Origin of the sequence: Kitasatospora sp. NPDC059812 (assembly GCF_042732075.1) — a bacterium.
In the GTDB taxonomy this organism is placed as follows: domain Bacteria; phylum Actinomycetota; class Actinomycetes; order Streptomycetales; family Streptomycetaceae; genus Kitasatospora.
On sequence record NZ_JBHWIO010000028.1, the window covers coordinates 19,065 to 42,031 of the forward strand.

Annotated in this window: 19 protein-coding genes; 7 read left to right on the plus strand and 12 right to left on the minus strand. The window is 74.2% G+C overall.

Going from position 1 to position 22,967, the window contains the following annotated elements; translation table 11 throughout:
• Positions 1 to 84 precede the first annotated feature (84 nt).
• Positions 85 to 1,488 carry a cation:dicarboxylate symporter family transporter gene (locus tag ACFV6D_RS16535; protein WP_063349938.1) on the minus strand — a complete coding sequence of 468 codons (1,404 nt, stop codon included), beginning with the start codon at positions 1,486 to 1,488 and terminating at the stop codon, positions 85 to 87.
• Positions 1,489 to 1,719: 231 nt separating this feature from the next.
• On the opposite strand from ACFV6D_RS16535, the gene ACFV6D_RS16540 reads away from it, so the two are divergent.
• The 4 genes from ACFV6D_RS16540 (at position 1,720) to ACFV6D_RS16555 (ending at position 7,565) form a co-directional block, all read left to right on the plus strand.
• On the plus strand, positions 1,720 to 3,558 hold the full coding sequence (locus ACFV6D_RS16540; RefSeq protein ID WP_380560282.1) for an ATP-binding protein: 1,839 nt from the start codon (positions 1,720 to 1,722) through the stop codon (positions 3,556 to 3,558).
• On the plus strand, positions 3,555 to 4,295 hold the full coding sequence (locus ACFV6D_RS16545) for a response regulator (RefSeq protein ID WP_380490423.1): 741 nt from the start codon (positions 3,555 to 3,557) through the stop codon (positions 4,293 to 4,295). The genes ACFV6D_RS16540 and ACFV6D_RS16545 overlap by 4 nt, the downstream gene beginning before the upstream one ends.
• Positions 4,296 to 4,437: 142 nt before the next feature.
• Positions 4,438 to 5,946: a diaminobutyrate--2-oxoglutarate transaminase gene (locus tag ACFV6D_RS16550; protein WP_380560284.1), complete on the plus strand. Its 1,509-nt coding sequence runs from the start codon at positions 4,438 to 4,440 to the stop codon at positions 5,944 to 5,946.
• A 155-nt stretch (positions 5,947 to 6,101) separates the two neighbouring features.
• On the plus strand, positions 6,102 to 7,565 hold the full coding sequence (locus tag ACFV6D_RS16555; protein ID WP_380560286.1) for a pyridoxal phosphate-dependent decarboxylase family protein: 1,464 nt from the start codon (positions 6,102 to 6,104) through the stop codon (positions 7,563 to 7,565).
• A gap of 143 nt (positions 7,566 to 7,708) precedes the next feature.
• Here the strand turns inward: ACFV6D_RS16555 and ACFV6D_RS16560 are convergent, their stop codons facing one another.
• The 10 genes from ACFV6D_RS16560 to ACFV6D_RS16605 all read right to left on the minus strand — a co-directional run bounded on the left by ACFV6D_RS16560 (position 7,709) and on the right by ACFV6D_RS16605 (position 20,016).
• Entirely contained in the window at positions 7,709 to 8,506 is a 798-nt protein-coding gene (locus ACFV6D_RS16560; protein ID WP_063351525.1) for an inositol monophosphatase family protein, read from the minus strand.
• Between the two features lie 234 nt (positions 8,507 to 8,740).
• On the minus strand, positions 8,741 to 9,949 hold the full coding sequence (locus tag ACFV6D_RS16565) for a type III PLP-dependent enzyme (RefSeq protein ID WP_380560288.1): 1,209 nt from the start codon (positions 9,947 to 9,949) through the stop codon (positions 8,741 to 8,743).
• A complete protein-coding gene (locus ACFV6D_RS16570; protein WP_380560290.1) occupies positions 9,946 to 11,715 on the minus strand; it encodes an IucA/IucC family protein in 1,770 nt (589 codons plus the stop codon). Before ACFV6D_RS16570 ends, ACFV6D_RS16565 begins: the two co-directional genes overlap by 4 nt.
• Complete coding sequence (locus ACFV6D_RS16575; RefSeq protein ID WP_380490430.1) at positions 11,712 to 12,932, minus strand: MFS transporter; 1,221 nt, start codon at positions 12,930 to 12,932, stop codon at positions 11,712 to 11,714. The genes ACFV6D_RS16570 and ACFV6D_RS16575 overlap by 4 nt, the downstream gene beginning before the upstream one ends.
• Entirely contained in the window at positions 12,929 to 14,644 is a 1,716-nt protein-coding gene (locus ACFV6D_RS16580) for an IucA/IucC family protein (protein WP_380560292.1), read from the minus strand. Before ACFV6D_RS16580 ends, ACFV6D_RS16575 begins: the two co-directional genes overlap by 4 nt.
• A complete protein-coding gene (locus tag ACFV6D_RS16585) occupies positions 14,641 to 15,849 on the minus strand; it encodes an acetyl-CoA carboxylase biotin carboxylase subunit family protein (protein ID WP_380560327.1) in 1,209 nt (402 codons plus the stop codon). The genes ACFV6D_RS16580 and ACFV6D_RS16585 overlap by 4 nt, the downstream gene beginning before the upstream one ends.
• A 254-nt stretch (positions 15,850 to 16,103) precedes the next feature.
• On the minus strand, positions 16,104 to 17,093 hold the full coding sequence (locus ACFV6D_RS16590) for an ABC transporter substrate-binding protein (RefSeq protein WP_380490434.1): 990 nt from the start codon (positions 17,091 to 17,093) through the stop codon (positions 16,104 to 16,106).
• 84 nt (positions 17,094 to 17,177) lie between these two features.
• Positions 17,178 to 18,020: an ABC transporter ATP-binding protein gene (locus ACFV6D_RS16595; RefSeq protein WP_380560294.1), complete on the minus strand. Its 843-nt coding sequence runs from the start codon at positions 18,018 to 18,020 to the stop codon at positions 17,178 to 17,180.
• Positions 18,020 to 19,054 (minus strand): iron ABC transporter permease, encoded by a 1,035-nt coding sequence (locus ACFV6D_RS16600; protein WP_063349946.1) that lies wholly within the window; start codon positions 19,052 to 19,054, stop codon positions 18,020 to 18,022. Before ACFV6D_RS16600 ends, ACFV6D_RS16595 begins: the two co-directional genes overlap by 1 nt.
• Positions 19,051 to 20,016: a FecCD family ABC transporter permease gene (locus tag ACFV6D_RS16605; RefSeq protein WP_380560329.1), complete on the minus strand. Its 966-nt coding sequence runs from the start codon at positions 20,014 to 20,016 to the stop codon at positions 19,051 to 19,053. The genes ACFV6D_RS16600 and ACFV6D_RS16605 overlap by 4 nt, the downstream gene beginning before the upstream one ends.
• 274 nt (positions 20,017 to 20,290) lie before the next feature.
• On the opposite strand from ACFV6D_RS16605, the gene ACFV6D_RS16610 reads away from it, so the two are divergent.
• Entirely contained in the window at positions 20,291 to 21,091 is an 801-nt protein-coding gene (locus tag ACFV6D_RS16610) for a (2Fe-2S)-binding protein (protein WP_063349948.1), read from the plus strand.
• 110 nt (positions 21,092 to 21,201) lie between these two features.
• Positions 21,202 to 21,603 carry a VOC family protein gene (locus ACFV6D_RS16615; protein WP_363579370.1) on the plus strand — a complete coding sequence of 134 codons (402 nt, stop codon included), beginning with the start codon at positions 21,202 to 21,204 and terminating at the stop codon, positions 21,601 to 21,603.
• On the opposite strand, the gene ACFV6D_RS16620 is transcribed toward ACFV6D_RS16615, so the two are convergent.
• Positions 21,564 to 21,938: a DUF6191 domain-containing protein gene (locus ACFV6D_RS16620; RefSeq protein WP_380560296.1), complete on the minus strand. Its 375-nt coding sequence runs from the start codon at positions 21,936 to 21,938 to the stop codon at positions 21,564 to 21,566. The genes ACFV6D_RS16615 and ACFV6D_RS16620 overlap by 40 nt on opposite strands.
• Positions 21,939 to 22,042: 104 nt before the next feature.
• On the opposite strand from ACFV6D_RS16620, the gene ACFV6D_RS16625 reads away from it, so the two are divergent.
• Complete coding sequence (locus tag ACFV6D_RS16625; protein WP_380337019.1) at positions 22,043 to 22,801, plus strand: dienelactone hydrolase family protein; 759 nt, start codon at positions 22,043 to 22,045, stop codon at positions 22,799 to 22,801.
• Positions 22,802 to 22,967 lie beyond the last annotated feature (166 nt).

The following is a 22,967-nucleotide window of genomic DNA, read 5'->3' on the forward strand; positions in this document are numbered from 1 at the left end:
CCCGCGGCCCTGGCGCACCCCCCGGGCGGGCGCGTTTCCGGGGGGGGGTGGTGGCGCCGGACCGGGGGCGTATGAGGGGGCCGCTCAGGCGGCCGCGGCCGTGCCGCTCCGGACGGGGTCGGCTTCCGGAGCCGCCGGGACGGCCTCGGGGGCCGCGATCGGCCCGCCGTGCGTGTCGACCAGGGTCCGCTCGTCGAACGGCTCCTCGCCGGCCAGCACCCGCTGGGCGCGGTCCGCGTCGAGTTCGCCGGTCCAGTGCCCGATCAGGACGGTGGCGACGGCGTTGCCCGCGAAGTTGGTGAGCGCGCGGGCCTCGGACATGAAGCGGTCGATGCCGACGATCAGGCCGACCCCGTCCACCAGGGCGGGCTTGTGCGACTGCAGTCCGCCGGCCAGGGTGGCCAGCCCGGCGCCGGTGACCCCGGCCGCGCCCTTGCTCGCGATCACCATGAACACCAGCAGCGAGAGCTGCTCGCCGATCGACATCGGCTTGTCCATCGCCTCGGAGATGAAGATCGACGACATAGTGAGGTAGATCGCGGTGCCGTCGAGGTTGAAGCTGTAGCCGGTCGGCACGGTGATGCCGACGACCGGGCGGCTCACGCCGAGGTGCTCCATCTTGGCGATCAGGCGGGGCAGCGCGCTCTCGGAGGAGGAGGTGGAGAGGATCAGCAGGAACTCGCGGCCCAGGTAGCGCAGCAGCGCGAACACGTTGACCCCGGCGACCAGTCGCAGCAGCGCGCCCAGGACGACGACGACGAACAGCACGCAGGTCGCGTAGAAGCCGATCATGATGACCGCGAGGCTCTTCAGCGCGGCCGTGCCGGTCGCTCCGACGACGGCGGCCATCGCCCCGAAGGCGCCGATCGGCGCGACCCACATGATCATCGACATGACCCGGAAGACCAGTCGCTGCACGTGTTCGATCCCGCGCAGCACCGGGGCACCGGCCGGGCCCATCGCCTGGAGGGCGAAGCCGGCGAGCAGTGCGACCAGCAGGGTCTGCAGTACCTTGCCCTCGGTGAGGGCCGAGAACGTGGTGGTGGGGATCATCCCGAGCAGGAAGTCGGTCGTCGACTGGGCGCCGCCGGCGACGGCCTGGGCGTGGCCGGACTTCGCGAGCGCGGCGGTCAGGTGCAGGCCGCCGCCGGGCTCCAGCAGGTTGCCGACGGCCAGACCGATGGCCAGCGCGACGGTCGACATGACGAGGAAGTAGCCGAGGGCGAGGCCGCCGACCTTGCCGACCTTGGCGGCCTTGGTCACCGAGCCGATGCCCAGCACGATGGTGCAGAAGATCACCGGGCTGATCATCATCTTGATCAGGTTGACGAAGCCGGTGCCGACCGGCTTCAACTCCACGGCGAAGCCGGGGGCGGCCAGCCCGACCACGATGCCCGCGACCACGGCGGCGATGACGGAGAGGTAGAGGTAGTGGGTCCGGTCCCTGCGTCTGGATCCCCCCGCCGGTGCGGCTCCAACGATCGACATCTGCGGCTCCTTCGCCGTGCGGTCCTGGCGGCCCCGGGTGGTGGGCCGCTCTGACTATCGGGCCTGGGCGTGACGGAGGTCACGTTTGCGTTCATAGAGTTCACGGCCGGGCGCAGCTGGGCCGCGGGGGTGCGACTGGGCTGCGGGACGTTCGTCGACGGGCAGTCGACAGGCCGCCGACCGATCGCGGGCCCCTGGGGGACCCCGGGGGCGTGGTGCACACTGGCAGGCATGTCCGTGCGCACCGCCCCCACGCCCCCGCGCCGACGGCTCCCGGCACCCCGCGGGCTGGTCCGCAGCTTGGCCGGGCAGCTCTTCGTCGTTCAGGTGGTCATCGTCGCCGCCGTGGTGGCGGGCGGCGCGGTGCTCGCGTACCTCTTCACCGCCGACCGGGCCGAGGACGCGGCCCGCCGCCAGGTCACCGCCGTCGCCCACGCCGTCGCCGACTCGCCGTCCGTGCGGGCCGCCGTCACCGCGCCGGACCCGACCGCGGTGCTCCAGCCGTACGTCGAGCAGGTGCGGGTGGACACCGGCGTCTCCTTCATCACCGTCATGGACACCGAGGGCGTGCGCTGGACCCACCCGCTGCCCGAGCAGATCGGCAAGCGCTTTCTCGGGCACATCGACTGGGCACTCGCGGGGGAGACCCGCAGCGAGACCTACACCGGCACGCTCGGACCGTCCGTGCGGGTGGTCACGCCGGTGCTGGACGACCGGCACCAGGTGATCGCGCTGGTCAGCGCGGGCCTCACGGTGGAGTCCATCTCCGCGCAGTTGAGCGGCCCGCTGCTCGCCCTGGTCGGGGTGGCGGTGGCCGCGCTCGGGGTCGGCGGCGTGGGCACCTACCTCGCCAACTCCCGGCTGCGGCGGCACACCCACGGCATGGGGCCGGCCGAACTCAGCCACCTCTACGAATACCACCAGGCGACCCTGCGCTCGGTGCGCGAGGGGCTGGTCCTGCTGGACCGCGCGCACCGGGTGGTGCTCTGCAACGACGCAGCCCGCGAACTGCTCGGACTGGAAGGAAACTTGGAGGGTCGCCTGATCGTGGAGCTGGGGCTGCCGCGGGCGCTGGTCGCGGCCGTGCTCGGCGACGAGCCGGTCCGGGACGAGGTGCACCTGACCGCCGAGCGGGTGGTGGTGCTCAACACCTCCACCATCGGCACCGGCCTCGGCCTGGTCGTCACCCTGCGCGACCACACCGAACTCCAGTCGCTCAGTGGAGAGTTGGACTCCGTACGGGGCTTCACCGAGGCCCTGGGGGCGCAGGCGCACGAGGCGGCCAACCGGCTGCACGCCGTCGTCTCCCTGATCGAACTCGGCCGCCACGAACAGGCGGTGGAGTTCGCCACCGCCGAGCTCGCGCTCGCCCAGCAGCTCACCGACCGGGTGGTCGCGGCGGTCGGCGAACCGGTGCTGGCCGCGTTGCTGCTCGGCAAGGCGGCCCAAGCGGCCGAGCGGGGAGTGGAGTTGACCCTCACCGACGACAGTCGGATCGACGACGGGCTGCTGCCGCCCGGGCTCTCCTCGCGGGACCTGATCACCGTCCTCGGCAACCTGATCGACAACGCCGTGGACGCCGCCATCGCCGGAGCCGCGCAGAGCACGGTGGCGCCGGAGGTCACCGTCACCGTGCGAATCGACGCGGGTGGTGGCGGTGCGGACGATGGTGGTTCGGGCGATGGTGGTTCGGGCGATGGTGGTTCGGCGGGCGGTGGTGTGGCGGGCGGCGACGTGGCTCCGGGTGGGGGCGGTTGCCTGCTGCTGCGCGTCGCCGACACCGGGGCGGGGATCGACCCGGCCGCCGTCGAGGACGTGTTCCGGCGCGGCTGGAGCACCAAGCAGGACGGGCGCGGGCATGGTCTCGGGCTGGCGCTGGTGGCCCAGGCCGCCCGGCGCAACGGCGGCAGCGTCGCGGTCGGGCGTGACCGGGGTGCGGTGCTCACCGTCCGGCTGCCGCTCGCCGGGCTGCCGGCACGACCCGGTGAGCGGCAACCGGGGCGGCCGGAGCGACTTGGCCAGGCAGGGCAACCGGGGCAACCGGGCCGGCGGGAAGGGGCGTCGCGATGACCGAGGCGACCGCCGCTCCGGGGATCTCCGTGCTGGTCGTCGAGGACGACCCCGTGGCCGCCGCCGCGCACACCCTCTACGTCGAGCGCGAACCCGGCTTCCACGCCGCCGGGACGGTGCACAGCTGCGCCGACGCGCTGCGCTTCCTGGACCGCGCCCGCGCTGCCGGGAGGCCCGTCGACCTGACCCTGCTCGACCTCTACCTGCCGGACGGCCACGGCCTCCAGCTCTGCCGCTCGCTGCGCGCCGCCGGCCACACCACCGACGTCATCGCGGTGACCTCGGCCCGAGACCTGGCGATGGTGCGGCAGGCCGTGTCGGCGGGCGTGGTCCAGTACCTGCTGAAACCGTTCAGCGCCGCCGCCCTGCACGATCGCCTGGAGCGCTACGCCCGCTACCGCGACAGCCTCGGGCGCACCGGCGAGGCGACCGGGCAGGACGAGGTCGACCAGGCGTTCGCCCTGCTCCGCACGCCCGAGCGCAGCAGCCTCCCCAAGGGCCTGAGTGCGCCCACCCTGGACGCCGTCGCCTCCGTGCTGCGCGAGACGGCGACGGGCCTGTCCGCCGCCGCCGCGGGCGCCGCCGCCGGGGTCTCGCGGATCACCGCGCGCCGCTACCTCGAACACCTCGTCGACACCGGGCGGGCGGTGCGGGAGCCGCAGTACGGGAGCGTGGGGCGGCCGGAGCTCTGCTACCGGTGGAAGGGCGGTGGGGCGGCTCCGGGTCGGCGGGGGTGAGGGCCGTGACCTTTTCGCCGGTCGCTCGTTGGAAGGACCGGGGGCGGTTCACTCACTCGGGTGGTTCTGGGGGCCCCTGGGGTATCCCGCCAGGCCAGGGGCAGTAAAGTTAGGCTTACCTAACTTCTTCTGGGGGTTTGCCTTGTCGCTCGCCGCCGTTCCCGCCCAGGCCCCGGCCTCCTCCTCCGGAGATGTCGGAGCCGCCGGAGCCGCCGGAGCTGTCGAAGCCGCTGGTGTCGCTGCAGCCGCCGGTGCCCCGGCCTCCGGCGAGGCCATCCTGCGTCGCCAGCGCGTACGCGAGTCCGCCGCCCGTACGTACGCCCGGTCCTTCCCGATCGTCCCGGTGCGGGCCCACGGCATGACCGTCGAGGGCGCCGACGGGCGGCGCTACCTGGACTGCCTCTCCGGCGCCGGGACGCTCGCCCTCGGGCACAACCACCCTGTGGTGCTGGAAGCGATCCGCCGCACCCTCGACAGCGGCGCCCCGCTGCACCTGCTCGACCTCGCCACCGCCGAGAAGGACGACTTCACCAGCGCCCTCTTCGAGAGCCTGCCCGCCGACTTCGCCGCCGGCGCCCGGATCCACTTCTGCGGGCCCGCCGGCACCGACGCCGTCGAGGCCGCGCTCAAACTGATGCAGACCGCCACCGGCAGGTCCGGCGCGCTCGCTTTCACCGGTGCCTACCACGGCATGACCGCCGGAGCCCTCGCGCTCACCGGCAACGTCGCCGTCAAGGAACCGCTGCCGAGCGGCGGCGAGGTCGTCCGGCTGCCCTACCCGTACGGCTACCGCTGCCCGTTCGGCGTCGGCGGCGAGGCCGGCGCCGACCTCGCCGCGACCTACGTCGAACGGCTGCTCGACGACCCCTCGGGCGGGGTCGTCCCGCCCGCCGCGATGATCCTGGAAGCCGTCCAGGGCGAGGGCGGCGTCGTCCCCGCGCCCGACGGCTGGCTGCGCGAGATGCGCCGGATCACCGCCGAACGCGGCATCCCGCTGATCGTCGACGAGGTGCAGACCGGCGTCGGGCGCACCGGGGCGATGTGGGCCGTCGAACACAGCGGCATCGTCCCGGACGCCATGGTGCTCTCCAAGGCCATCGGCGGCAGCCTGCCGCTCGCCGTCGTCGTCTACCGGGAGGACTACGACGGCTGGCGCCCCGGCGCCCACACCGGAACCTTCCGCGGCAACACCCTCGCCATGGCCGCCGGCGCCGCCACCCTGCGCTACGTCGCCGCCCACGGGCTGGCCGAGCGCGCCGCCGTCGTCGGCGAGCGGATGACCGCCCGGCTGCGCGGGCTCGCCGCCGAACTGCCGGTGATCGGCGACGTGCGCGGGCGCGGCCTGATGCTCGGCGTCGAACTCGTCGACCCCGCCGCCGAACCGGACGCCTGCGGGGCCCGGCCGGCCGACCCGGGGCTCGCCCGCCGGGTCCGTGAGGCTTGCCTGGCGCGCGGGCTGATCGTCGAACTCGGCGGGCGCCACGACGCGGTGCTGCGACTGCTGCCGCCGCTCACCATCACCGACGAGCAGGTCGCTGCGGTGCTCGACCGGCTCGCCGACGCGATCGCGGCTGCGGCGGCCGTCGATTCCGCCGCAGCGGCGAGCCCTGTGGCGAGCCCTGTGGCTCCCGCGGCCCGGGGCGCCGAATGAGCGCGGGGCGAGGGGGCGGTGGCGGTTCAGGGGAAGGCTCGGGAGGAGGTTCGGGCGCCCGATCAGGGGCCGGTGGTGACTCCGGGGCCGCGGGCGGGGCCGGGGCCGGGGGTGGTTCCGGCGCCGCCGCCGGACTGCCCGGCGGGCCCGTCCCGTTGGACGCCCTCGCGGGCGGCGTCGGCGGGCCCGGCGCGCTCGGGCCGCTGCTGGCCACCGTCCTCGACGCGCTCGACCACGGCATCGCCCTGCGCGGCGGGCCGCTGCCCGCAGGCAGTCCGGCCGAGCTCGGCGCGCTGGTCGCCGACGGCCTGGCCGGCGCCCACGGGCCCGGCGCGCTCGCCCGCCTCACCGAACTCCTCGCCTACGGCGCCGCCGACCCCGCCGACCCGGCCTGCGCCGCCCACCTGCACTGCCCGCCGCTCGCCGTGGCCGCCGCCGCCGACCTCGCGGTCAGTGCCCTCAACCCCTCCCAGGACTCCTGGGACCAGGCCCCCGCCGCCACCGCCCTGGAGACCGCCCTCCTCGCCGAACTCGCCGCCCTGGTCGGCTACGACCCGGCCCGCGCTGCCGGCGTCCTCACCTCCGGCGGCACCGAGTCCAACCTCATGGGCCTGATGCTGGCACGGGACCAGAAGCTGGACGGCATCGTCGAGTTGGACGGCATCCCGGCCGGCGTCCGGCCGTGCATCGTCGCCTCCGAGGCCGCGCACTTCTCCGTCCAGCGCGCCGCCGCCCTGCTCGGGCTCGGCGAGCGCGCCGTCACCACCGTCCCCGTCGACCGGCAACTCCGGATGGAACCAAAGGAGTTGGAGCGGACCCTGGCCGAGGCCAGCTGGGCCGGACGCACCCCGATCGCCATCGTCGCCACCGCCGGTACCACCGACACCGGCGGCATCGACCCGCTGCACGTCGCCGCCGACCTGGCCGGCCGCTACGGCGCCTGGCTGCACGTCGACGCCGCGTACGGCGGCGGCGCGCTGCTCTCCGACCGGCTCGCCCCGCTCCTCGACGGCATCGACCGCGCCGACTCCGTCTCCCTCGACTGGCACAAACTCGGCTGGCAGCCCGCCGCCGCCGGCGTCTTCCTGGTCCGCCGCACCGAGACCTACGTCTCGCTCGCCCGCCGCGCCGAGTACCTCAACCCCGTCGACGACGAGCAGGCCGGCTACCCCAGCCTGCTCGGCCGCTCTCTGCGCACCACCCGGCGGGCCGACGCCTTCAAGCTCGCCGTCACCTTGCGCACCCTCGGTCGCGACGGGCTCGGCCGGCTCGTCGACGCCTGCCACGAACTCGCCCGGTCCGCTGCCGAGGCCGTCCGCGCCGAACCGTCGCTCGAACTCCACGCCGAACCCGCGCTGACCGTCCTGCTGTTCCGCTACCGGCCGCCGGGCCTGACCGACGAGGCCGCCGTCGACGAACTCAACGGCAGCCTGCGCCGGTTGCTGCTGCGCACCGGGCGGGCGGTGGTCGGGCGGACCGAACTTCCGGGCGAGGGGCCCGGCCGGGTGCGGCTCAAGCTCACCCTGCTCAACCCGCACGCCACGGCGGGGGAGGTCCGTGCACTGCTGCGCGAGGTGGTGGGCGCCGGGCGGAAGGCCGAGGGGGACCGGGCCGGCTAGGCGCGTGCTGCGGGGGATCGGTCATCGCCGGGGAGTCGGTTGTCGTCGGCCGCCCGGCGCCCGGGCAGGCCCCGTTCGAGACCGAGGACCAGGGCGCCGATTCGTGACCGCGACCGGATGACCGTGGTGGCGGTGGCGGTCCGTCAGTCGCTCAGGAGGAGGGTGCGGGTGAGCTCCCAGGTCTCCGGGTCGGCGGCGACCAGCAGGCCGTTCTCGCAGCCGGGGGCCTCGGGGCGGTAGGGGGTGCCGTCCAGCCGGGCGGACACGCCGCCGGCCTCGGTGACGAGCAGGGAGCCGGGGGCGTGGTCCCAGGGGAGGGTGCGCCAGTAGAGGAGGAAGTCGAAGCGGCCCTCGACGACGTCCGGGTACTCGATTCCGGCCGCGTGCCGGCCGGGGGAGACCTCGCCGAAGGCCGACTCGTTGGCCTGTAGGCGCCGGCGGTGTTCCGGGTCGAGGTAGCGGCTCTTCACGGATCCGCGCAGCTTCGCGGCGTCGCGCGGTGCCGGCGGCCGGGTCAGGCGTACGCCGTCGCGCCAGGCCCCGGAGCCCAGTTCGGCACAGTAGGCGGTGGCGGTGGCGGGCTGCCAGATCCAGGAGGCGACGGTCTCCCCGCCGCGGACGAGCGAGCACATCACGGCGTACTCGGGGCGGCCGGCGACGAAGTTGGAGGTGCCGTCGACCGGGTCGACCAGCCAGGCGGCGGGCTCGTCGTGGAGGGCCTGGGCGAGTTCGGGGTCGGCGGAGACGGCCTCCTCGCCGACCACGGGGATGGGCAGCAGCTCGCGCAGGCGGCGGGCGATGATCGCCTCGGCCTCGCGGTCGGCGACCGTCACGATCTCGCCGGGCGCCTTCTCCATCACCTCGCCGGCGGCCAGCGCACGGAAGCGCGGCTCCACCACCTCGGCCGACGCCTCGGCGAGTATCTCCGCGACCTTGTCCATCAGCACGTTCGCGCTCCCTTCGCTGCCTACCACTGTCGCACGAGTGTGCGGAGGTGACCTGCGGCGACCCCTGGGGCGGGCGGGGCCCACGGGTGGGGTCCGGCGCGTGGACGGGCGGGCGGCGGGGCGCGAACAGGAGGCGGAGAACAGATAACAGCTGACAGATAACAGATTTCGAAATCTGTTATCTGTCAGCTGTTATCTGTTACCTGTCGACCGTCATCCGGGGTGCCCTCAGCCGCCCAGGTAGTGGAACCCCGGGCGCGGGTGCATAAGGAACTCGTGGTGCGAGATGTTCCAGGCGTACGCGCCCGCCATCGCGAACAGCACGCGGTCGGCCGCCCGCAGGCCGTCAGCGTCGGAGGCGGCCCGGGCGAGGACGTCCTTCGGGGTGCAGAGCTGGCCGGCCAGGGTGGCGCGGCCGGTGGCGACGGCGGGGCGCGGCCACGGATGCGGCCAGGCGTCGACCGGGAGCACCTCGAAGGGCTGGGAGTGCCCCCGGGTGGCGGGGGTGCGCAGGTGGTGGGTGCCGCCACGGACCACCGCGAAGTCCTCGCCGTGGCTCTGCTTCACATCCAGCACCTCGGTCGCGTACCAGCCGCAGTGGGCGGTCAGGGCCCGGCCGGGTTCGATCCGCAGGGTCAGGCCGGGGTGGGCGTCCAGCAGCTTGGCCAGCCCCTCGCCGAAGGCCGTCCAGTCGAAGTGGTTCGCCGGGTCCTCGTAGTCCACGGCCATCCCGCCGCCGACGTTGACCTCCGCCAGCGGGAAGCCGTGCCGCTCGGCCAGCGCGGCCGACCAGGCCACGATCTGCTCGGCGACGGCCAGTTGCTCCGCCGCCGCGAGCCCGCTGGCCAGATGGGCGTGCACGCCGCGCAGGCGCAGTTGCCGTCCGAGCGGGCCGGGGCCGTCGCCGGTGAGCCGGCGCACGCACTCCTCGGCGCGGTCCGGGTCGAGCCCGAACGGCGTCGGCCGCCCGCCCATCGCGAGTGCCACCGCGTCGAGCGCACCGGTGGCGACCGGCAGGTTGACCCGTAGCAGCACGTCGACCACCGTGCCCGGCCGGTCCGCGAGGACGGCGTCGAGCCGGTGCAGTTCCTGCTCGCTCTCGATGTGCCAGCGGTGCACCCCGGCGTCCACGGCGGCGGCGATCTCGGCGGGCGTCTTGCCGGGGCCGCCAAAGGCCAGCGGCGCGTCCGGCACGGCCGCCCGCACGTGCGCCAACTCGCCTCCGCTGGAGACCTCGTAGCCGTCGACCGCGTCGCGCAGCGCGGCCAGCAGCGGCGCCTCGGGGTTGGCCTTGGCGGCGTAGTACAGCTCGACCCGCGCGGGCAGCGCGGCCCGGACGGCGGCGGCGTGCGCGCGCAGCGCCGCCAGGTCGTAGACGTAGGCGGGCAGGGCGTCGGGTGCGAGGGCGGCGACGTGCCGGCGGACGATCTCGGTCATCGGGCGGCGCTCCCGAGAGAGAGGGGGGCGGAGGTGCGGGAGGCCTGGGCGAGGACGGATCCGGCGAGCGGCGAGGGCAGGCGGACGTAGCCGGCCTGCCGGTCGGCCTTGCGCTCCCAGCGGGTGAGCAGGTTGGCCTTGGCCGGCAGCGGCACGCCCGCGAGCAGTGCCCGCAGCCGGGGCGGCCGGCCGTGGCCTGCCGCGTACTGCTCCAGGGTGTCCCGGACCACCTGCCACAGGGCGCCCTCCAGCTCGGGGTGGCGGTCGGCGAGGGCGGCGAGCAGTTCGGCGACGTGGTTGACCAGCAGGCAGTAGACCACCCGATCCCAGCCGCGCTCGGCGTCGTACGTCATCGGCCCGGCGACCTCGGGCGGGAGGGCGGCCAGGATGTCGGCGTTGTGCTCGGGGGCGAGCTTGGTGCCCTCCAGGTCGCGGAAGAGCACCTGGGTGGGGTGCCCGGTGGCGTCTACGCCGATGAGCACGTTCTGCAGGTGCGGTTCCAGCACCACGCCGTGGTCGAAGTAGGCGGCGAGCACGGGCGGGATGAGCAGCCCCAGATAGGCCCGCCACCAGTCCAGGGCCTGGTAGGCGTCCGAACTCCCCTCCAGCAGACGGGAGATGTGGGCGGAGCTGGTCGGGTGCTCGTCGGCGACGGCGGCGGCCAGCAGCGGGGTGACGCCGGGTCGCAGTACGCCGCCGAAGCCCTCGCGGACGATCAGGCCGAAGCCCTCGTAGAGCGCCTGGTCGGGTCGGCCGTCGGCACCGGGCAGGGCGAGGGTGCGGAACGCGGGCTCGCGCAGCATCGCCGCGTCGGGGAAGCGCCGGGCGAGGTCGGCGAGGGCGGGGGCGAGCAGCCGGGTGAGCGCGACGGCGCCGGTGAGTTCGTAAGCGGCGTTCTTGCGCAGGCAGTTGGTGATGCGCACGTTGAGGCTGAACTTGAGGAAGGCGTCCGCGCCGTGGAGGGTGCGCACCGAGGCGGTGGCGGCGAACTCCTCGCCGCGCGGCCCGAGGTCGAGGATGTCACCGCGGTCCAGGGCGTCGCGCAACAGCGGGTGATCGCCGATGAGTTGGTACTGCCAGGGGTGGGCGGGCAGCAGACGGTAGCCGTCCGGGACGTCGCCGAGGCCGTCCAGCAGGGCGCTCGCGCTCTCGTCCAGGGACTGCTCGGCGATCAGTTCGGTGCGGACGGCGAGGTGGCGCAGCGGGAACGCCGCACGGGACTCCGGGGCGTACCCGCGCCAGTCCCCCCGGGCGGCGGAGCGGGACTTGGGTGCCGGGTGGAAGCGGTGGCCGAACAGCAGGGCCTGCTCGGACTCCAGGTAGCGGTCCGGTCCGGAGGCTGGGCGGTCGACCAGGCTCTGCCGGAGGCCGTCGTGGCTGGAGGTGACCTGGCCCAGGAACTCCTCGTTCACCGTGCCGGTGCGCAGCTCCAGTTCGTCCTGTACGTGTTCCGCCAGCTCGCGCCAGTCCAACTCCGCCCAGCTGCCGCCTCGTTCGATCTCGACCGGGCCGGTGAAGCGGTGCGCGCCGAGCAGCGAGGTGCGGCGCAGGGCGATCCGCAGCAGGGCGCCGCGCCGGGGCAGGCGCAGCAGCAGGCGGCCGTCGGCCACGGCGGTCTGGTGCTCGGGGGCGGAGACTTCGCGCAGCAGGCAGTTCAGCAGGGTGTGGGCCACCGCGTCGTCGGCGGTGGGCAGTTCGTGGCTGATCGGCTCGTGAGTGATCGGCTCGTGAGTGATCGACTTGTGGGTGATCGGCTCGGGGGTCATCGGCGACTCCAGCGCTGGCGGAGGGACGGGAGGGAGAATGCGGTGGCCGCGACGGCGGCCAGCAGGGCGGCGGCGGTGCCGGCCACCACGGGCGCGGCGGCGCCGAACTGCCCGTTGGCCAGCGCTGCGACGGCGCCGGCGGCGACGGCGCCGCCCTTGGAGACGAGTTCGAGCGTGCCGAACATCCGCCCGGGCGCGCGCCCTTGGGCCGCTCCGGCGGCGAGTACGGCGAGGCAGACCAGGCCGAGCGTGAGCCCGGCGCCGAGCAGCAGCCGGACGGCGACGAAGACCGGGAGCGAGTACGCGACGGCGTGCCCGGCCAGGCCGAGCGCGACGAAGCCGAAGCCGAGCGCGATGCCGGTGTGCGGGCGGGCGTGGAACAGCGTGTGGATGCGCGCGGCGAACACCAGGTAGCACAGGTGCGGTAGGGCGAACAGCACGCCGGTGGTGGTGCCGGAGACGCCGGGCAGCCGTTGCTCGGCGAGCGAGATGAGATAGGGGAAGGAGATGACGGTGGCGAAGACGAAGACGAACTCGAAGACGTAGAGCGGGAGAAGCGGGGCGGCGGGTGCCCGCTCGACGCGTCCCTCCGACACGGGGGCGGCCGCCGGACGGTCCGGCTCGGGCAGCAGGGACAGCAGCAGTGCGGCGGCGAGCGGGAGGACGGCCATCACCAGGTACTGGCGGTGCGGGTCGATCCACGGGGACAACGCACCGACCAGGATCGGCGCGGCCACCAGGGCTGCCCGGGCGCTGCCCTGCATCAGGGTGAGTGCGCGGGACAGCCGCGGCCCGTCGAGGGCGGCGGCGAGGTAGCCGTTGGTGGCGGCGAAGGTGCCGCCGAGGAAGCCCTGGAGGACCAGTGCGAGGGTGAACGCGGGCAGACTGCCGGCGGCTCCGGCCAGCAGGAAGGAGACGGTGAGCCCGAGTTGGGCGCGTAGCAGCAGCCGCTTGCGGCCGTAGCGGTCGGCGAGCCGGCCCCACAGCGGTGCGCCGAGCGCGCTGAAGACCGTCGGGACGATGTAGAGCACACCGGCCCACCGGGCCTGCGGATCGCCGAGCGTGGGCAGGATCGCGGTCAGGTACGGCGGCAGGCCCAGTGCGGCGAAGGAGGCGACGAAGTAGCAGGCGGCGACGGCGTGCACCTGGCGGCGGCCGAGTCCGCCGGAGTGGTCCGTCCCGTGGCCGGAGCGCTGTGGAACGGTCTCCACACTCACCGGGCGATCCCGTTCGCCAGCAGGTAGTTGGGGCCGCTGGTGTAGTGCTTGTTGATGTCGGCGGCGCCCGAGCGCTGCTTGCTGAGCAAGGTTCCGGCGCTGACCATGGCCTTGACCGGCAGGCGTTCGGCCTCCAGCAGGTCCGTCCGCAGCGGCTCGCCGGCCGGCCCGATCCGGTCCACCGCCTCGGCCAGGCGCTTTCGCAACAGTGTGAGTACGTCAGTGAGTTCGGCGCGACGGTGCTCGGCGAGGCCGAACGCGAGCGCGCCGGTGCACAGGTGTCCGGTGATGGTGGTGAACAGGTCGGTGAGCGCCCGGTCGTCGTCGCCGAAGATCCGGGCGTCGTCGAAGTCGGCCCGGGTCGGGGCGAGTTCGCCGAGGCGGGCGGTCATTCGGGCGGTGTGCACGCGCGGGCCGTCGTCGTCCTTGTAGAGCAGGCGCAGTCCGTCGTCGTCGAGTACCAGGGAGGTGTTCTGCTGGTGCGACTCCAGCGCTATGCCGTAGTCGAACAGCGTGGTCTGCCAGTCCAGCAGGAGTTCCAGCAAGGAGTCGTAGAAGGCGAGTTGGTCGCCGTCGTGGAAGCGGTCGGCGAGGTGGTCGAGCACCAGGCGACCGCCGGGCGCGGGGGCCAGCAGGGCGGCCAGCGGGACGGTGACGGCCCGCTCCAGCCCGGCGGGGTAGCGGCGCAGCAGGACGGCCAGCAGTTCGTGGCCGGCGTGCGCCCAGGTCTGCTCGTCGGCGTGCAGGACGCGGCCGGCGAAGCGCGGCTCGCGGGCCAGCACGGCCTCGATCAGGCGCTGGCCGGCGGCGCCGTCGAGCAGCGTGCCGGGCTTGATGGTGCGGCGGTTGAGCCGGCCCAGCGTGGCGGTGGCGAGCGGGAGTTTGAGGTGGCAGGCGGGGTCGTCGGCGACGGCGACGGTGCGCATGGAGAGCGTCGGCACGACGGTCAGGTACGGCCGCTCGGCGAGCACCGCGCGGCCGGCCAGGCCGACCGCCTCCAGCGCCTCGTCCAGCGGGGCGCCGACGGTGAGGGGGTGGACCGGCAGGGTGGTCCAGCCGTCGCCGGGGCAGGCGTCCGCAAGGCCCAACCAGGCCGGAGTGGGCCACCAGCTCGGGAGCGGACGCCGGCCGTGGGTGGTGAGGGCGTCGGTCGGGACGGCCAGCCAGCGCAGCTCGAATGCGGGGTGGAACTCCGGTGCATAGGAGTTCAGTTGGGGTTCGGTGAGGCCGGCGCGCCCGCGCGCGGTCGGGTAGACGGGGTGGTCGAGGTAGGCGGCCAGGGTGTCGTGGCCGAGGGCGGCGGCCAGGCCGGTCCAGTCGGCCGGGTCCTCGCCGTACAGGTCGGTGAGCCGGGCGTGCACCTCGGGCCGTGCGCGCTCGTGCAGTTCCATGGTGGCGAGGGTCTGGCGGCACTCCTCGGCGAAGGCGGCCCAGCCGGGCCGGTCCTCGGGCTCGGCCAGACCGGCCAGGGCCGCCACGATGGCGTCCAGACCGGTGAGTCGGCGCCCGGCCAGCTCCAGCAGGGGCAGCCGGGCGGCGTACTCGCACTGGAAGCCCTCGGTGGCGACGGGCAGGGCGAGTTCGGCGTCCGCGACGGTGAACCAGGGGCCGTCCGCGCGGTCCTCCACGGCGCCGCGGGAGCGCAGGCCGAGGACATCCTCGCGCAGCAGGGCGGAGAGCACCCGCAGGGTGAGCTGCTCGTCGGCGGTCACGGGGTGATCTCCCAGCGGTTGGCGGCGCGGAACCGGGCGACGGCCGCGTCCACGGCCTCCTGATCGGCACCGATGGCCCACATCACGCCCAGGTAGTCGCGGTTGGTGCGGTAGTGCTCGTGCCGCTCGCCGAGCGGGCGCAGCGGGCGGTAGGCGAGCCGGACGCCGTCGCGCTCCTCGTCGTACGGGCCGGGGGCGGCGGTGAGGAGGCCGGCCCGGTCGGCGCAGACCACCTCGTTGCGGGCCCGGCGCGGGGTCGCGGCGCACTGCGCGCCGAGGTCCGCGGGGAGTTCCCGGCCGAGGTGGGTGGCGAGGATGTGCTCGAAGAGCGGGACGCCGAGGATTTCGGCGAGCATCAGGTCGCACTGGTCGCCGATGGCGCGGTAGTTGACCTCGATGATCCGGGCGCGGCCGTCCGGCTGCACGACGAACTCGGTGTGGCAGGCGCCGAGTCCGATGCCGAGCGCGTCGAGTTGGGCGAGCACCTGCGCGACCACCTCGGCGGGGTGCGCGGGGACGAACTCCAGTACCTCCTCGATGAAGTCCGGCGGCGGGGAGAGCTGCGTGCGGAAGCCGCCGAGGACGTGCCGGCGGCGGCCGTCGCCGAGGGTCTCCAGGGTGCACAGCCGGCCGTCCAGGAACTCCTCGACGACCAGCGTCGCGCTGGCCCGGCGGTGCTGGATCTCCCGGCAGCGGAGGGCGAGTTCGGCGGCGTCGGCGACCAGTGTGACGTCCTCGCTGGCCACTCCCTCACGGGGTTTGACCACGCAGGGGAACGGCGGCTCCAGCTCGGCCGGGTCCTGCCCGGGGGCCAACTCGGCGGACCAGACGGCGTCCTGGCCGGTCAGGGCGAGGTGGCGGCGCAGCTGGCCCTTGTCCTTGGCCCGCAGCGCGGCCTTCCAGTCCTTTGCGGGGAGGCCGAAGTACTCGGCGGCCAGGGCGGTCTGGGTCTGCAAGTGGTCGCTGTTGCTGAACACCGCGTCGGGCGCGTGATGGCGGGAGACCAGGCTGATCACGGCGCGGAAGTCCCGGACGTCGCACTCCAGCACCTCGGGTGCGGTGAACGGGAGGTCGGCGTAGGCCTTCCGGTGGGGTCCGGCGTGGTCGGTCAGGACGGTGACGTCGAGCCCGAGCCGGGCGGCGGCGGGCAGGAAGCCGGCGGTGACCGAGCCGGTGGGGTTCAGGGCGAGCAGGTAGAGCCGCATGGGGTGGTGGTCCTTGAGGGTGGTGACGGACGAGAGCGACGGCGGGCGGATCACGGGGCACGTCGGGAGGGCGGCGAACAGATGACAGGCGACAGCTGACAGATAACAGATTTCGAAATCTGTTATCTGTTTGTTGTCATCTGTCATCTGTCATCTGTTCGTTGTCGGCTGTTCGGTGGCGGCTGCTGCTGTGGCCGCCACCGCCACCGCCACCGCCACCGCTACCTCGTCCGCCCGCCGTCGTCCGTCGGCGGTTACTTGGGTGCGTCCACGCCCGCGGCCTTGGCGATGTCGCCGAGCATGGCGTCGGCGGCCTGGACGCCGATGCCGGACATCCAGGTCTCGTCCGGGACGTTGAAGACCTTGCTGTTCTTGACGGCGTTCAGGCCCTGCCAGACCGGGGTCTGCTGGACCTCGCTCTCCTTGGTCTTGGACGGGTCGTCGGCGGTGGTGACGAACACCAGGTCGGCGTCGGCCTGGTTGATCTGCTCGGCGCTCACCTCGACGATGTTCTTGTCGACGTCCTGGGCGGCCGGGCGGGCCAGGCCGACGTCCTTGAGCACCACGCCGCTGTAGGAGGCCTTGGCGTAGAGGCGGGTCGGTCCGGCCACGAAGCGGACCACCGAGGCGGTCGGCATGGCGCCGCCGTTCTTCGCCTTGATCGCCTCGCCGAGCTTTGCGGCCCGCGCCTGGTAGTCGGCGAGCGCCTTCTTGGCCTCGTCCTCCTTGCCGAGCGCCTGCGCGTAGAGGGCGAGGTTCTCCTTCCACGGGAACCCGGTGGTCTCGGCGAGCACGGTCGGCGCGATCGCGTTCAGCTGGTCGTAGACCTTGGCGTGGCGGACCTTGGAGGAGAGGATCAGGTCGGGCTTGAGGGAGGCGATCAGCTCCAGGTTCGGCTCGTTCATCGGGCCGACGTCCTTGGTGTCCTTGATCTTGTCCTTGAGGTAGTTCGGGAACCCGCCCTCGGTCTTCATGTGCGGCGACACCGCGCCGACCGGCGTGATGCCGAGCAGCGTGACGTCGTCCAGCTCGCCGCTGTCCAGCACCACGACGCGCTTGGGCTGGGCCTTGATCTGGGCCGTTCCGGCGGCGTGGGTGACGGTGCGCGGGAAGCCGGCGGAGGCGCCGGCGCTCGCGGAAGCGGCGTCCCCGCTCTGCTTGGTCCCGCCGTCGCTGCCGCAGGCGGCGAGCAGCGTGGTGGACAGGGCGACGGCGAGGACGGCGACGGGGAGGCGGCGGTTCATGGGGTTCCTTGGATCGGGTCGAGCGGGTGTCGGGGGTGAGGAGCGTCGGGGGTGAGGAGCCCGGGGGGGGGGGGGCGTCAGCGGTCAGCGGTCGGCGGCGCGCGGCCGGGTCCGCGCCCGGGGGACGACCCACGGCGTGCCGGTCTCCGGGTCGGGCACCACCCGGCACGGCACCTGGAACACGGCCTCGACCAGGTCGGCGGTGAGGACCTCGGCGGGCGGTCCGGCGGCGGCGAGCCGCCCGTCCTTGAGCACCACCAGGTGGTCGGCGTACCGGGCGGCCTGCCCGAGGTCGTGCAGCACCATGACGACGGTGCGTCCGGCCTCGGCGTGCAGGTCGGCGACCAGGTCGAGGACGTCGAGCTGGTGGCGCAGGTCGAGGAAGGTGGTCGGCTCGTCGAGCAGCAGCAGTTCGGTGTCCTGGGCCAGCGCGAGCGCGATCCAGGCGCGTTGGCGCTGCCCGCCGGAGAGCCGGTCGACCTGCTGGTCGCGCAGTTCGGCGGTGCCGGTCCGGGCGAGGGCGTCCTCGACGGCGGCCTGGTCGGTCTTGGACCACGGGCTGAGCATCCGCTGGTGCGGGTACCGGCCGAGCCGTACCAGCGCCTCGACGGTGATCGCCTCGGGGGTGACCGGCTGCTGCGGCAGCAGGCCCATCCGCTTGGCGAGGGCCCGGGCTGACATCCGGTGGATGTCGGAGCCGTCCAGGGTGACGGTGCCGGCGGCGGGGTCGAGCAGCCTGACCAGTCCGCGCAGCAGGGTGGACTTGCCGCAGGCGTTGGGCCCGACGATGGCGGTGACGGCGCCGCCGGGCAGTTCGAGGTCGAGCCCGTCGACGATCGTGCGGTCGCCGTAGCGCAGGTCGAGGCCGTGCGCGGCGAGCCGGTTGGCGGTGGTGGTGACGGACTCGACGGTCGTCGTGGGCGTCATCAGTTGCTCCTCTGGGGAGGCCGGCCCTGGCGGATCATCAGCGCCAGGAGCCAGGGCGCGCCGAGCGTGGCGGTGACGGCACCGACCGGCAGGCCGTGGACGGGGATCACGTGGAGCACGAGGAGGTCGGCGGACAGCAGCAGGACGGCGCCGGTGAGCGCGGTGAGTCCGAGCGTGCCGAGGGTGGGCGGCCCGGCGAGCAGCCGGACCAGGTGCGGCACGGCGAGCGCGACGAACGCGACCGGGCCGGTGAGGGCGGCGGCCAGCGAGGCGAGGGTGATGCCGAGCAGCAGCAGCCAGAGCCGGTCCCGGCCGGGGTTGAGGCCGAGGCCGCCGGCCGAGTCGTCGCCGAGGTCGAGGACCGAGATCCGCCGCTGGCAGAGCAGCACGGCCAGGGCGGTCAGCGCGATGGCGGTGCCGCCGATCCAGACCTCGGTCCAGTTGCGGCCGTAGAGCGAGCCGGTGGTCCACTGCATCGCGGAGGAGGCCAGCTCGGCCGGGAACCGTACGATCATCAGGTTCACGGCGGCGGCGAGGCCCTGTTGCACCGCCAGGCCGACCAGCACCAGCCGGGTGACGGCCATCTTCGACCGCCAGGCGAGGCCGCCGAGCAGCAGCGCCGCCAGCAGTCCGCCGCCGAGCGCGGCCAGCGGGATCAGCTGCTGGGAGGCGCCGGTGGCGAGCATCAGCACCGCGCCGAAGGACGCGCCGCCGGTGACACCGATGGTGTCGGGGGAGGCCAGCGGGTTGCGGAAGAGTCGCTGGAGCATCGAGCCGGCCATCGCCAGCCCGGCCCCGGCGATCAGCGCCGACACCACCCGGGGCGCCCGGAACTGCTGCACCACCAGGACGTTTCCGGGTTCGCCCTGCCCGACCAGGGCGCGCAGCGCGTCCCATCCGGACAGGCTCACCTGTCCGGTGCCGAGCGCGACGCCGGTCAGCACCACCAGGACGACGGCGGCCAGCGCCGACCACGCGGCGGTGCGGGCCCGGCGGCGGGCGAGTGTGCCGACGGGCACGGCGAGCGCGGTCACCGGGCCACCTTCCGGGCCAGTACGGCGAGCAGCGGCGCGCCGAGGAAGGCGGTCACGATGCCGACCTCGATCTCGGAGGGGCGCACCACGAGCCGTCCGAGCACGTCGGCGGCGAGCAGCAGCAGCGGACCGGCGATCAGGCAGCCCGGCAGCAGCCAGCGGTGGTCGTTGCCGAGCAGCGGGCGGACCAGGTGCGGCGCGGCCAGTCCGATGAACGCCACCGGCCCGGCGACGGCCACCGCGCTGCCCGCGAGCAGGACGACGGCCAGCCCGCCGGCCAGTCGGATCCGGGCCACCGGCACGCCGAGCGACTGGGCGGTCTCGTCGCCGAGGGCGAGCGCGTTGAGGGCGGGTGAGATCGCGAACGCGCCCAGCAGGCCGAGCAGCAGGAACGGCAGCACGGGGGTGAGGGTGTCCAACTGCCGCCCGCCGATCGATCCGGCCAGCCAGAACCGGGCCTCGTCCAGGGTGCGGTGACTGGCCAGCATCAGCGCGGAGGTCCAGGAGGTGAGCACCACGGTGAGCACGGTGCCGCCGAGCGCGAGCCGGACCGGGTCGAGGTCGCCGCCGCGCCGGGACATCGCGTACGCGGCGACCGCGGCGACGGCCGCCCCGGCGAAGGCGAACCAGACGTACTCGACGGGCCGGGTGAGGCCCAGCGCGTAGATCGCGGCGACCACGGCGAGGCTCGCGCCGGCGTTGACGCCGAGGGTGACCGGGGAGGCGAGCGGGTTGCGGGTGACGCCCTGGGCGACCGCCCCGGCGACGCCGAGCGCGGCCCCGACGGCCAGCCCGATCACCGTTCGCGGCAGGCGAAGGCCCGTCACCACATCGGCGTCGCCGCCGTGGGCGGCCCCGGTGAGGGCGTCGGCCACGGTGGACAGCGGGATGGATCGGGAGCCGAGCGCGAGGCTCAGCGCGGCACACAGCACGAGCGCGCCCACACCGGCGACCAGCAGCAGGGGCCGCTGGACCGCCGAGGATCGAGGCGTCGCCGGGGCTGTGGTGGCCGGCGGGTCGGTTCTCAACACGAGTCGACATCTTAGGTTAGGTTTGCCTAAGTTCGTCAATCTCGGGTTGCCTGGTCCGATGTCGGGCCGTTCGCCGCGGCGTCGACCCGTCCGGGTGTCGTGGGTGCCGCACCGCCCGGCCCGGCCCCGGGTGATGCACTTCCTGAGGCATTGTAAGGTGAGCCTCACCTTATTCGATCATGCGGAGTCGATCCACGGAGCGCCGATGATCCCCGGAACACCCCTGCCCGTCGCACCGACGTCCACCCTGCCCGGCGACTACCGGCGCCTGCGCGAGCTCTGCCCGGTGCTGGAACTGCGCCTGCTCGACGCCGACGAACCCGACCCCCGAGCCGCCGACGGCTGGTACTCGGGGGCCGAACTCGCCGCCGACGAACGGGCCCTGGCCGCCGCCCTGGCCGGCGAGGAGGAGCGCATCGCCGCCGAACACGGCCGCGCCCCCCGCCCGCACGTCACCGCCTCCAGACTGCTGCACCACTACGTCTGGTCCGCGTGCCTGCTCATCGCGGGTCCCTGGCACCTCGCCCGGAAAGTCCCCCTCGTCGACCCCGCCGACCTCTGGCTGCACGCCCCCACCGGTGACCTCGCGCTGCGCCCGCGCGGCCACGTCACCCTCCCCGGCGACGACGAACTCCGCGCCGAACTGCGGGCCGCCGTGGTCGCCCACGTCGAGCCGGTGCTCGCCGCCTTCGCCGCCCCCAGCCGACGCCGCGACCGGGCGCTCTGGGGCATGGTGACGGACGACCTCGCCTCCGCCGTCTGGTACCTCGGCCGGATGCTCGGCGAGGAGGACACCGCGGTCGTCGCCGCCGAGGCGGTGCTGCCCGGCGGTACCCTCCCGCTGCCCGGCGCCGCCGACTTCCGCCGCCTGCACACCCCCGACGGGCGCGGCCACCACACCCGTACCCGGCTCGGCTGCTGCCTCTACTACGCCGTCAAGCCCGAGGCCGCCGCCTGCCTGACCTGCCCGCGCACCAGCGACGAGGAACGGCTGCGCCGGTTCTGAGAGGTCCGTCCGCGGATCGTCGGCGGGGGGATTGTCGGGGGGTGGTTGGGGGCGTTGAGGGGATCGTCGGGGGCGGTTCGTTGTCGGTGGTACCGGCTAGGGTCGCGGCCATGATCGATTCGACGACGCGGGTCCGTATCGCCCGGCCCTCGCGCGACCTCGCGGCGGCCGAGCGCTTCTACGTCGGCGGCCTCGGCCTCGACGTGCTCTGGCGCACCACCGAGCGGGTGTCCGGCGAGCACGACCTGCTGATGGTCGGTCCGCCCGGCGGAGCCTGGCACTTCGAACTCACCCACGACCCGGAGAACCCGCTGGAGCCCACCCCGACGGTCGACGACCTGTTCGTCGTCTACCTCGGTGCGCCGGTGGACGACGCCCTGGTCGCCCGGCTGGAGGCCGCCGGCGGCACCCCGGTCCGGGCCCACAACCCCTACTGGGAGGAGTTCGGCGTGACGATATCCGACCCGGACGGCTACCGGCTGGTGCTCTGCTCCCGTGGCTGGGGGGCCTGAGCGCCTGTCCGGCCCCGTCCGGTCTCACCGCCCGTCCCGCCCTTGCCGTGCAGCACCGCCACGCCCCGGTCCAGGTCCACGCCGAACTGCGGCGGCGCTCCGACCTGGGCTTCGTCCCGCAGCGTCAGCTGTTCCCGCCGCTGTTCGACCTGCACCCGCTTGCCCGGGCTGAACAGCGCCTGCAACTCCTCCAGCCCACCGCCCAGGCCCACCCCGGTGCTCCCGCCGCCCCGCCGCCAACGCCCCGACGACTCGCCCCGGATCTGCCACGTGATCAGGAGCACCAGCCCGATCACCGCCGCCGCCACGCACGCCACATCTACGATCACACCCATGTACGCCCAACGCCGGGCGGTCGCACCCGCGTTCCCCGCGGGCGCCGCGTCGGCGGCGGCGTCCACCGGCTACCTGCCGCGCGAACCGAAGGAGACCCCTCACCATGACCGTGCGCGGAACCACCGTGGACATCCCGACGGCGGACGGCACCGCCGACGCCTACCTCGCCCATCCCGACGACGGGCGGGCCCACCCCGGAGTCATCCTCTACATGGACGCCTTCGGGCTCCGACCCCAGCTGAAGGACATGGCCGACCGGCTCGCCCAGGCCGGGTACGCCGTGCTGGTCCCCAACGCCTACTACCGGAACGGCCGCGCGCCGGTCGTCGAACTGCCGCCGCTGATCGACCTGGAGAAGGACCCGACGATCTTCCAACAGATCGGCCCGCTGCTCCTCAGCCTCACCCCCGAGGTGACCGCCCGCGACGCGGACGCCTATCTGCGTTGGCTCGCCGACTCCCCGCTCGTCTCGGACGGCCCGGTCGGCCTCACCGGCTACTGCCGCGGTGCGTTGCTCGCCCTGTGGACGGCCGCCAGCCACCCCGACCGGATCGCCGCCATCGCCGGGTTCCACGGCGGCAACCTCGCCACCGATGCGCCGGACAGCCCGCACCTGGGCGCCTCCCGGATCACCGCCGAGGTGTACTTCGGCCACGCCGACGAGGATCCGTCCATGCCCGCCGAGCAGATCGAACGGCTCGCCGAGGCCTTCACCGCCGCCGGTGTCCGCCACCGGGAGGAGGTCTACCCGGGCGCCGCGCACGGCTACACCCAGGCCGACACCACCCGCTACGACGCCGTCGCCGACGCGCGCCACTGGGAGGCGGTGCTCGACCTGTTCAAGCGGACCCTGTCGGCCTGAGCCACCGGAGGGCCGGGGCGGCGGGCGCGGCGTGGCCCGGTCCGCCCCGGCCTGGTCCGTGCAGGCGCGGGCCGGTGACGGCCTTGCGCCACAGCACCTCCTCTTCGTCCTCCGGTCGCGCAACGGACGCGAGGTGTTCGGGTCGGCGTGGAGCCGGGCGGTCAGG

What these genes read in the sequence shown, in the direction of transcription:
- ACFV6D_RS16535 (WP_063349938.1), bottom strand. Translation starts at nt 1,488, where the DNA reads ATGTCGATCGTTGGAGCCGCACCGGCGGGGGGATCCAGACGCAGGGAC.
- ACFV6D_RS16540 (WP_380560282.1), top strand. Translation starts at nt 1,720, where the DNA reads ATGTCCGTGCGCACCGCCCCCACGCCCCCGCGCCGACGGCTCCCGGCA.
- ACFV6D_RS16545 (WP_380490423.1), top strand. Translation starts at nt 3,555, where the DNA reads ATGACCGAGGCGACCGCCGCTCCGGGGATCTCCGTGCTGGTCGTCGAG.
- ACFV6D_RS16560 (WP_063351525.1), bottom strand. Translation starts at nt 8,506, where the DNA reads ATGGACAAGGTCGCGGAGATACTCGCCGAGGCGTCGGCCGAGGTGGTG.
- ACFV6D_RS16565 (WP_380560288.1), bottom strand. Translation starts at nt 9,949, where the DNA reads ATGACCGAGATCGTCCGCCGGCACGTCGCCGCCCTCGCACCCGACGCC.
- ACFV6D_RS16570 (WP_380560290.1), bottom strand. Translation starts at nt 11,715, where the DNA reads ATGACCCCCGAGCCGATCACCCACAAGTCGATCACTCACGAGCCGATC.
- ACFV6D_RS16585 (WP_380560327.1), bottom strand. Translation starts at nt 15,849, where the DNA reads ATGCGGCTCTACCTGCTCGCCCTGAACCCCACCGGCTCGGTCACCGCC.
- ACFV6D_RS16590 (WP_380490434.1), bottom strand. Translation starts at nt 17,093, where the DNA reads ATGAACCGCCGCCTCCCCGTCGCCGTCCTCGCCGTCGCCCTGTCCACC.
- ACFV6D_RS16595 (WP_380560294.1), bottom strand. Translation starts at nt 18,020, where the DNA reads ATGACGCCCACGACGACCGTCGAGTCCGTCACCACCACCGCCAACCGG.
- ACFV6D_RS16610 (WP_063349948.1), top strand. Translation starts at nt 20,291, where the DNA reads ATGATCCCCGGAACACCCCTGCCCGTCGCACCGACGTCCACCCTGCCC.
- ACFV6D_RS16615 (WP_363579370.1), top strand. Translation starts at nt 21,202, where the DNA reads ATGATCGATTCGACGACGCGGGTCCGTATCGCCCGGCCCTCGCGCGAC.
- ACFV6D_RS16620 (WP_380560296.1), bottom strand. Translation starts at nt 21,938, where the DNA reads ATGGGTGTGATCGTAGATGTGGCGTGCGTGGCGGCGGCGGTGATCGGG.
- ACFV6D_RS16625 (WP_380337019.1), top strand. Translation starts at nt 22,043, where the DNA reads ATGACCGTGCGCGGAACCACCGTGGACATCCCGACGGCGGACGGCACC.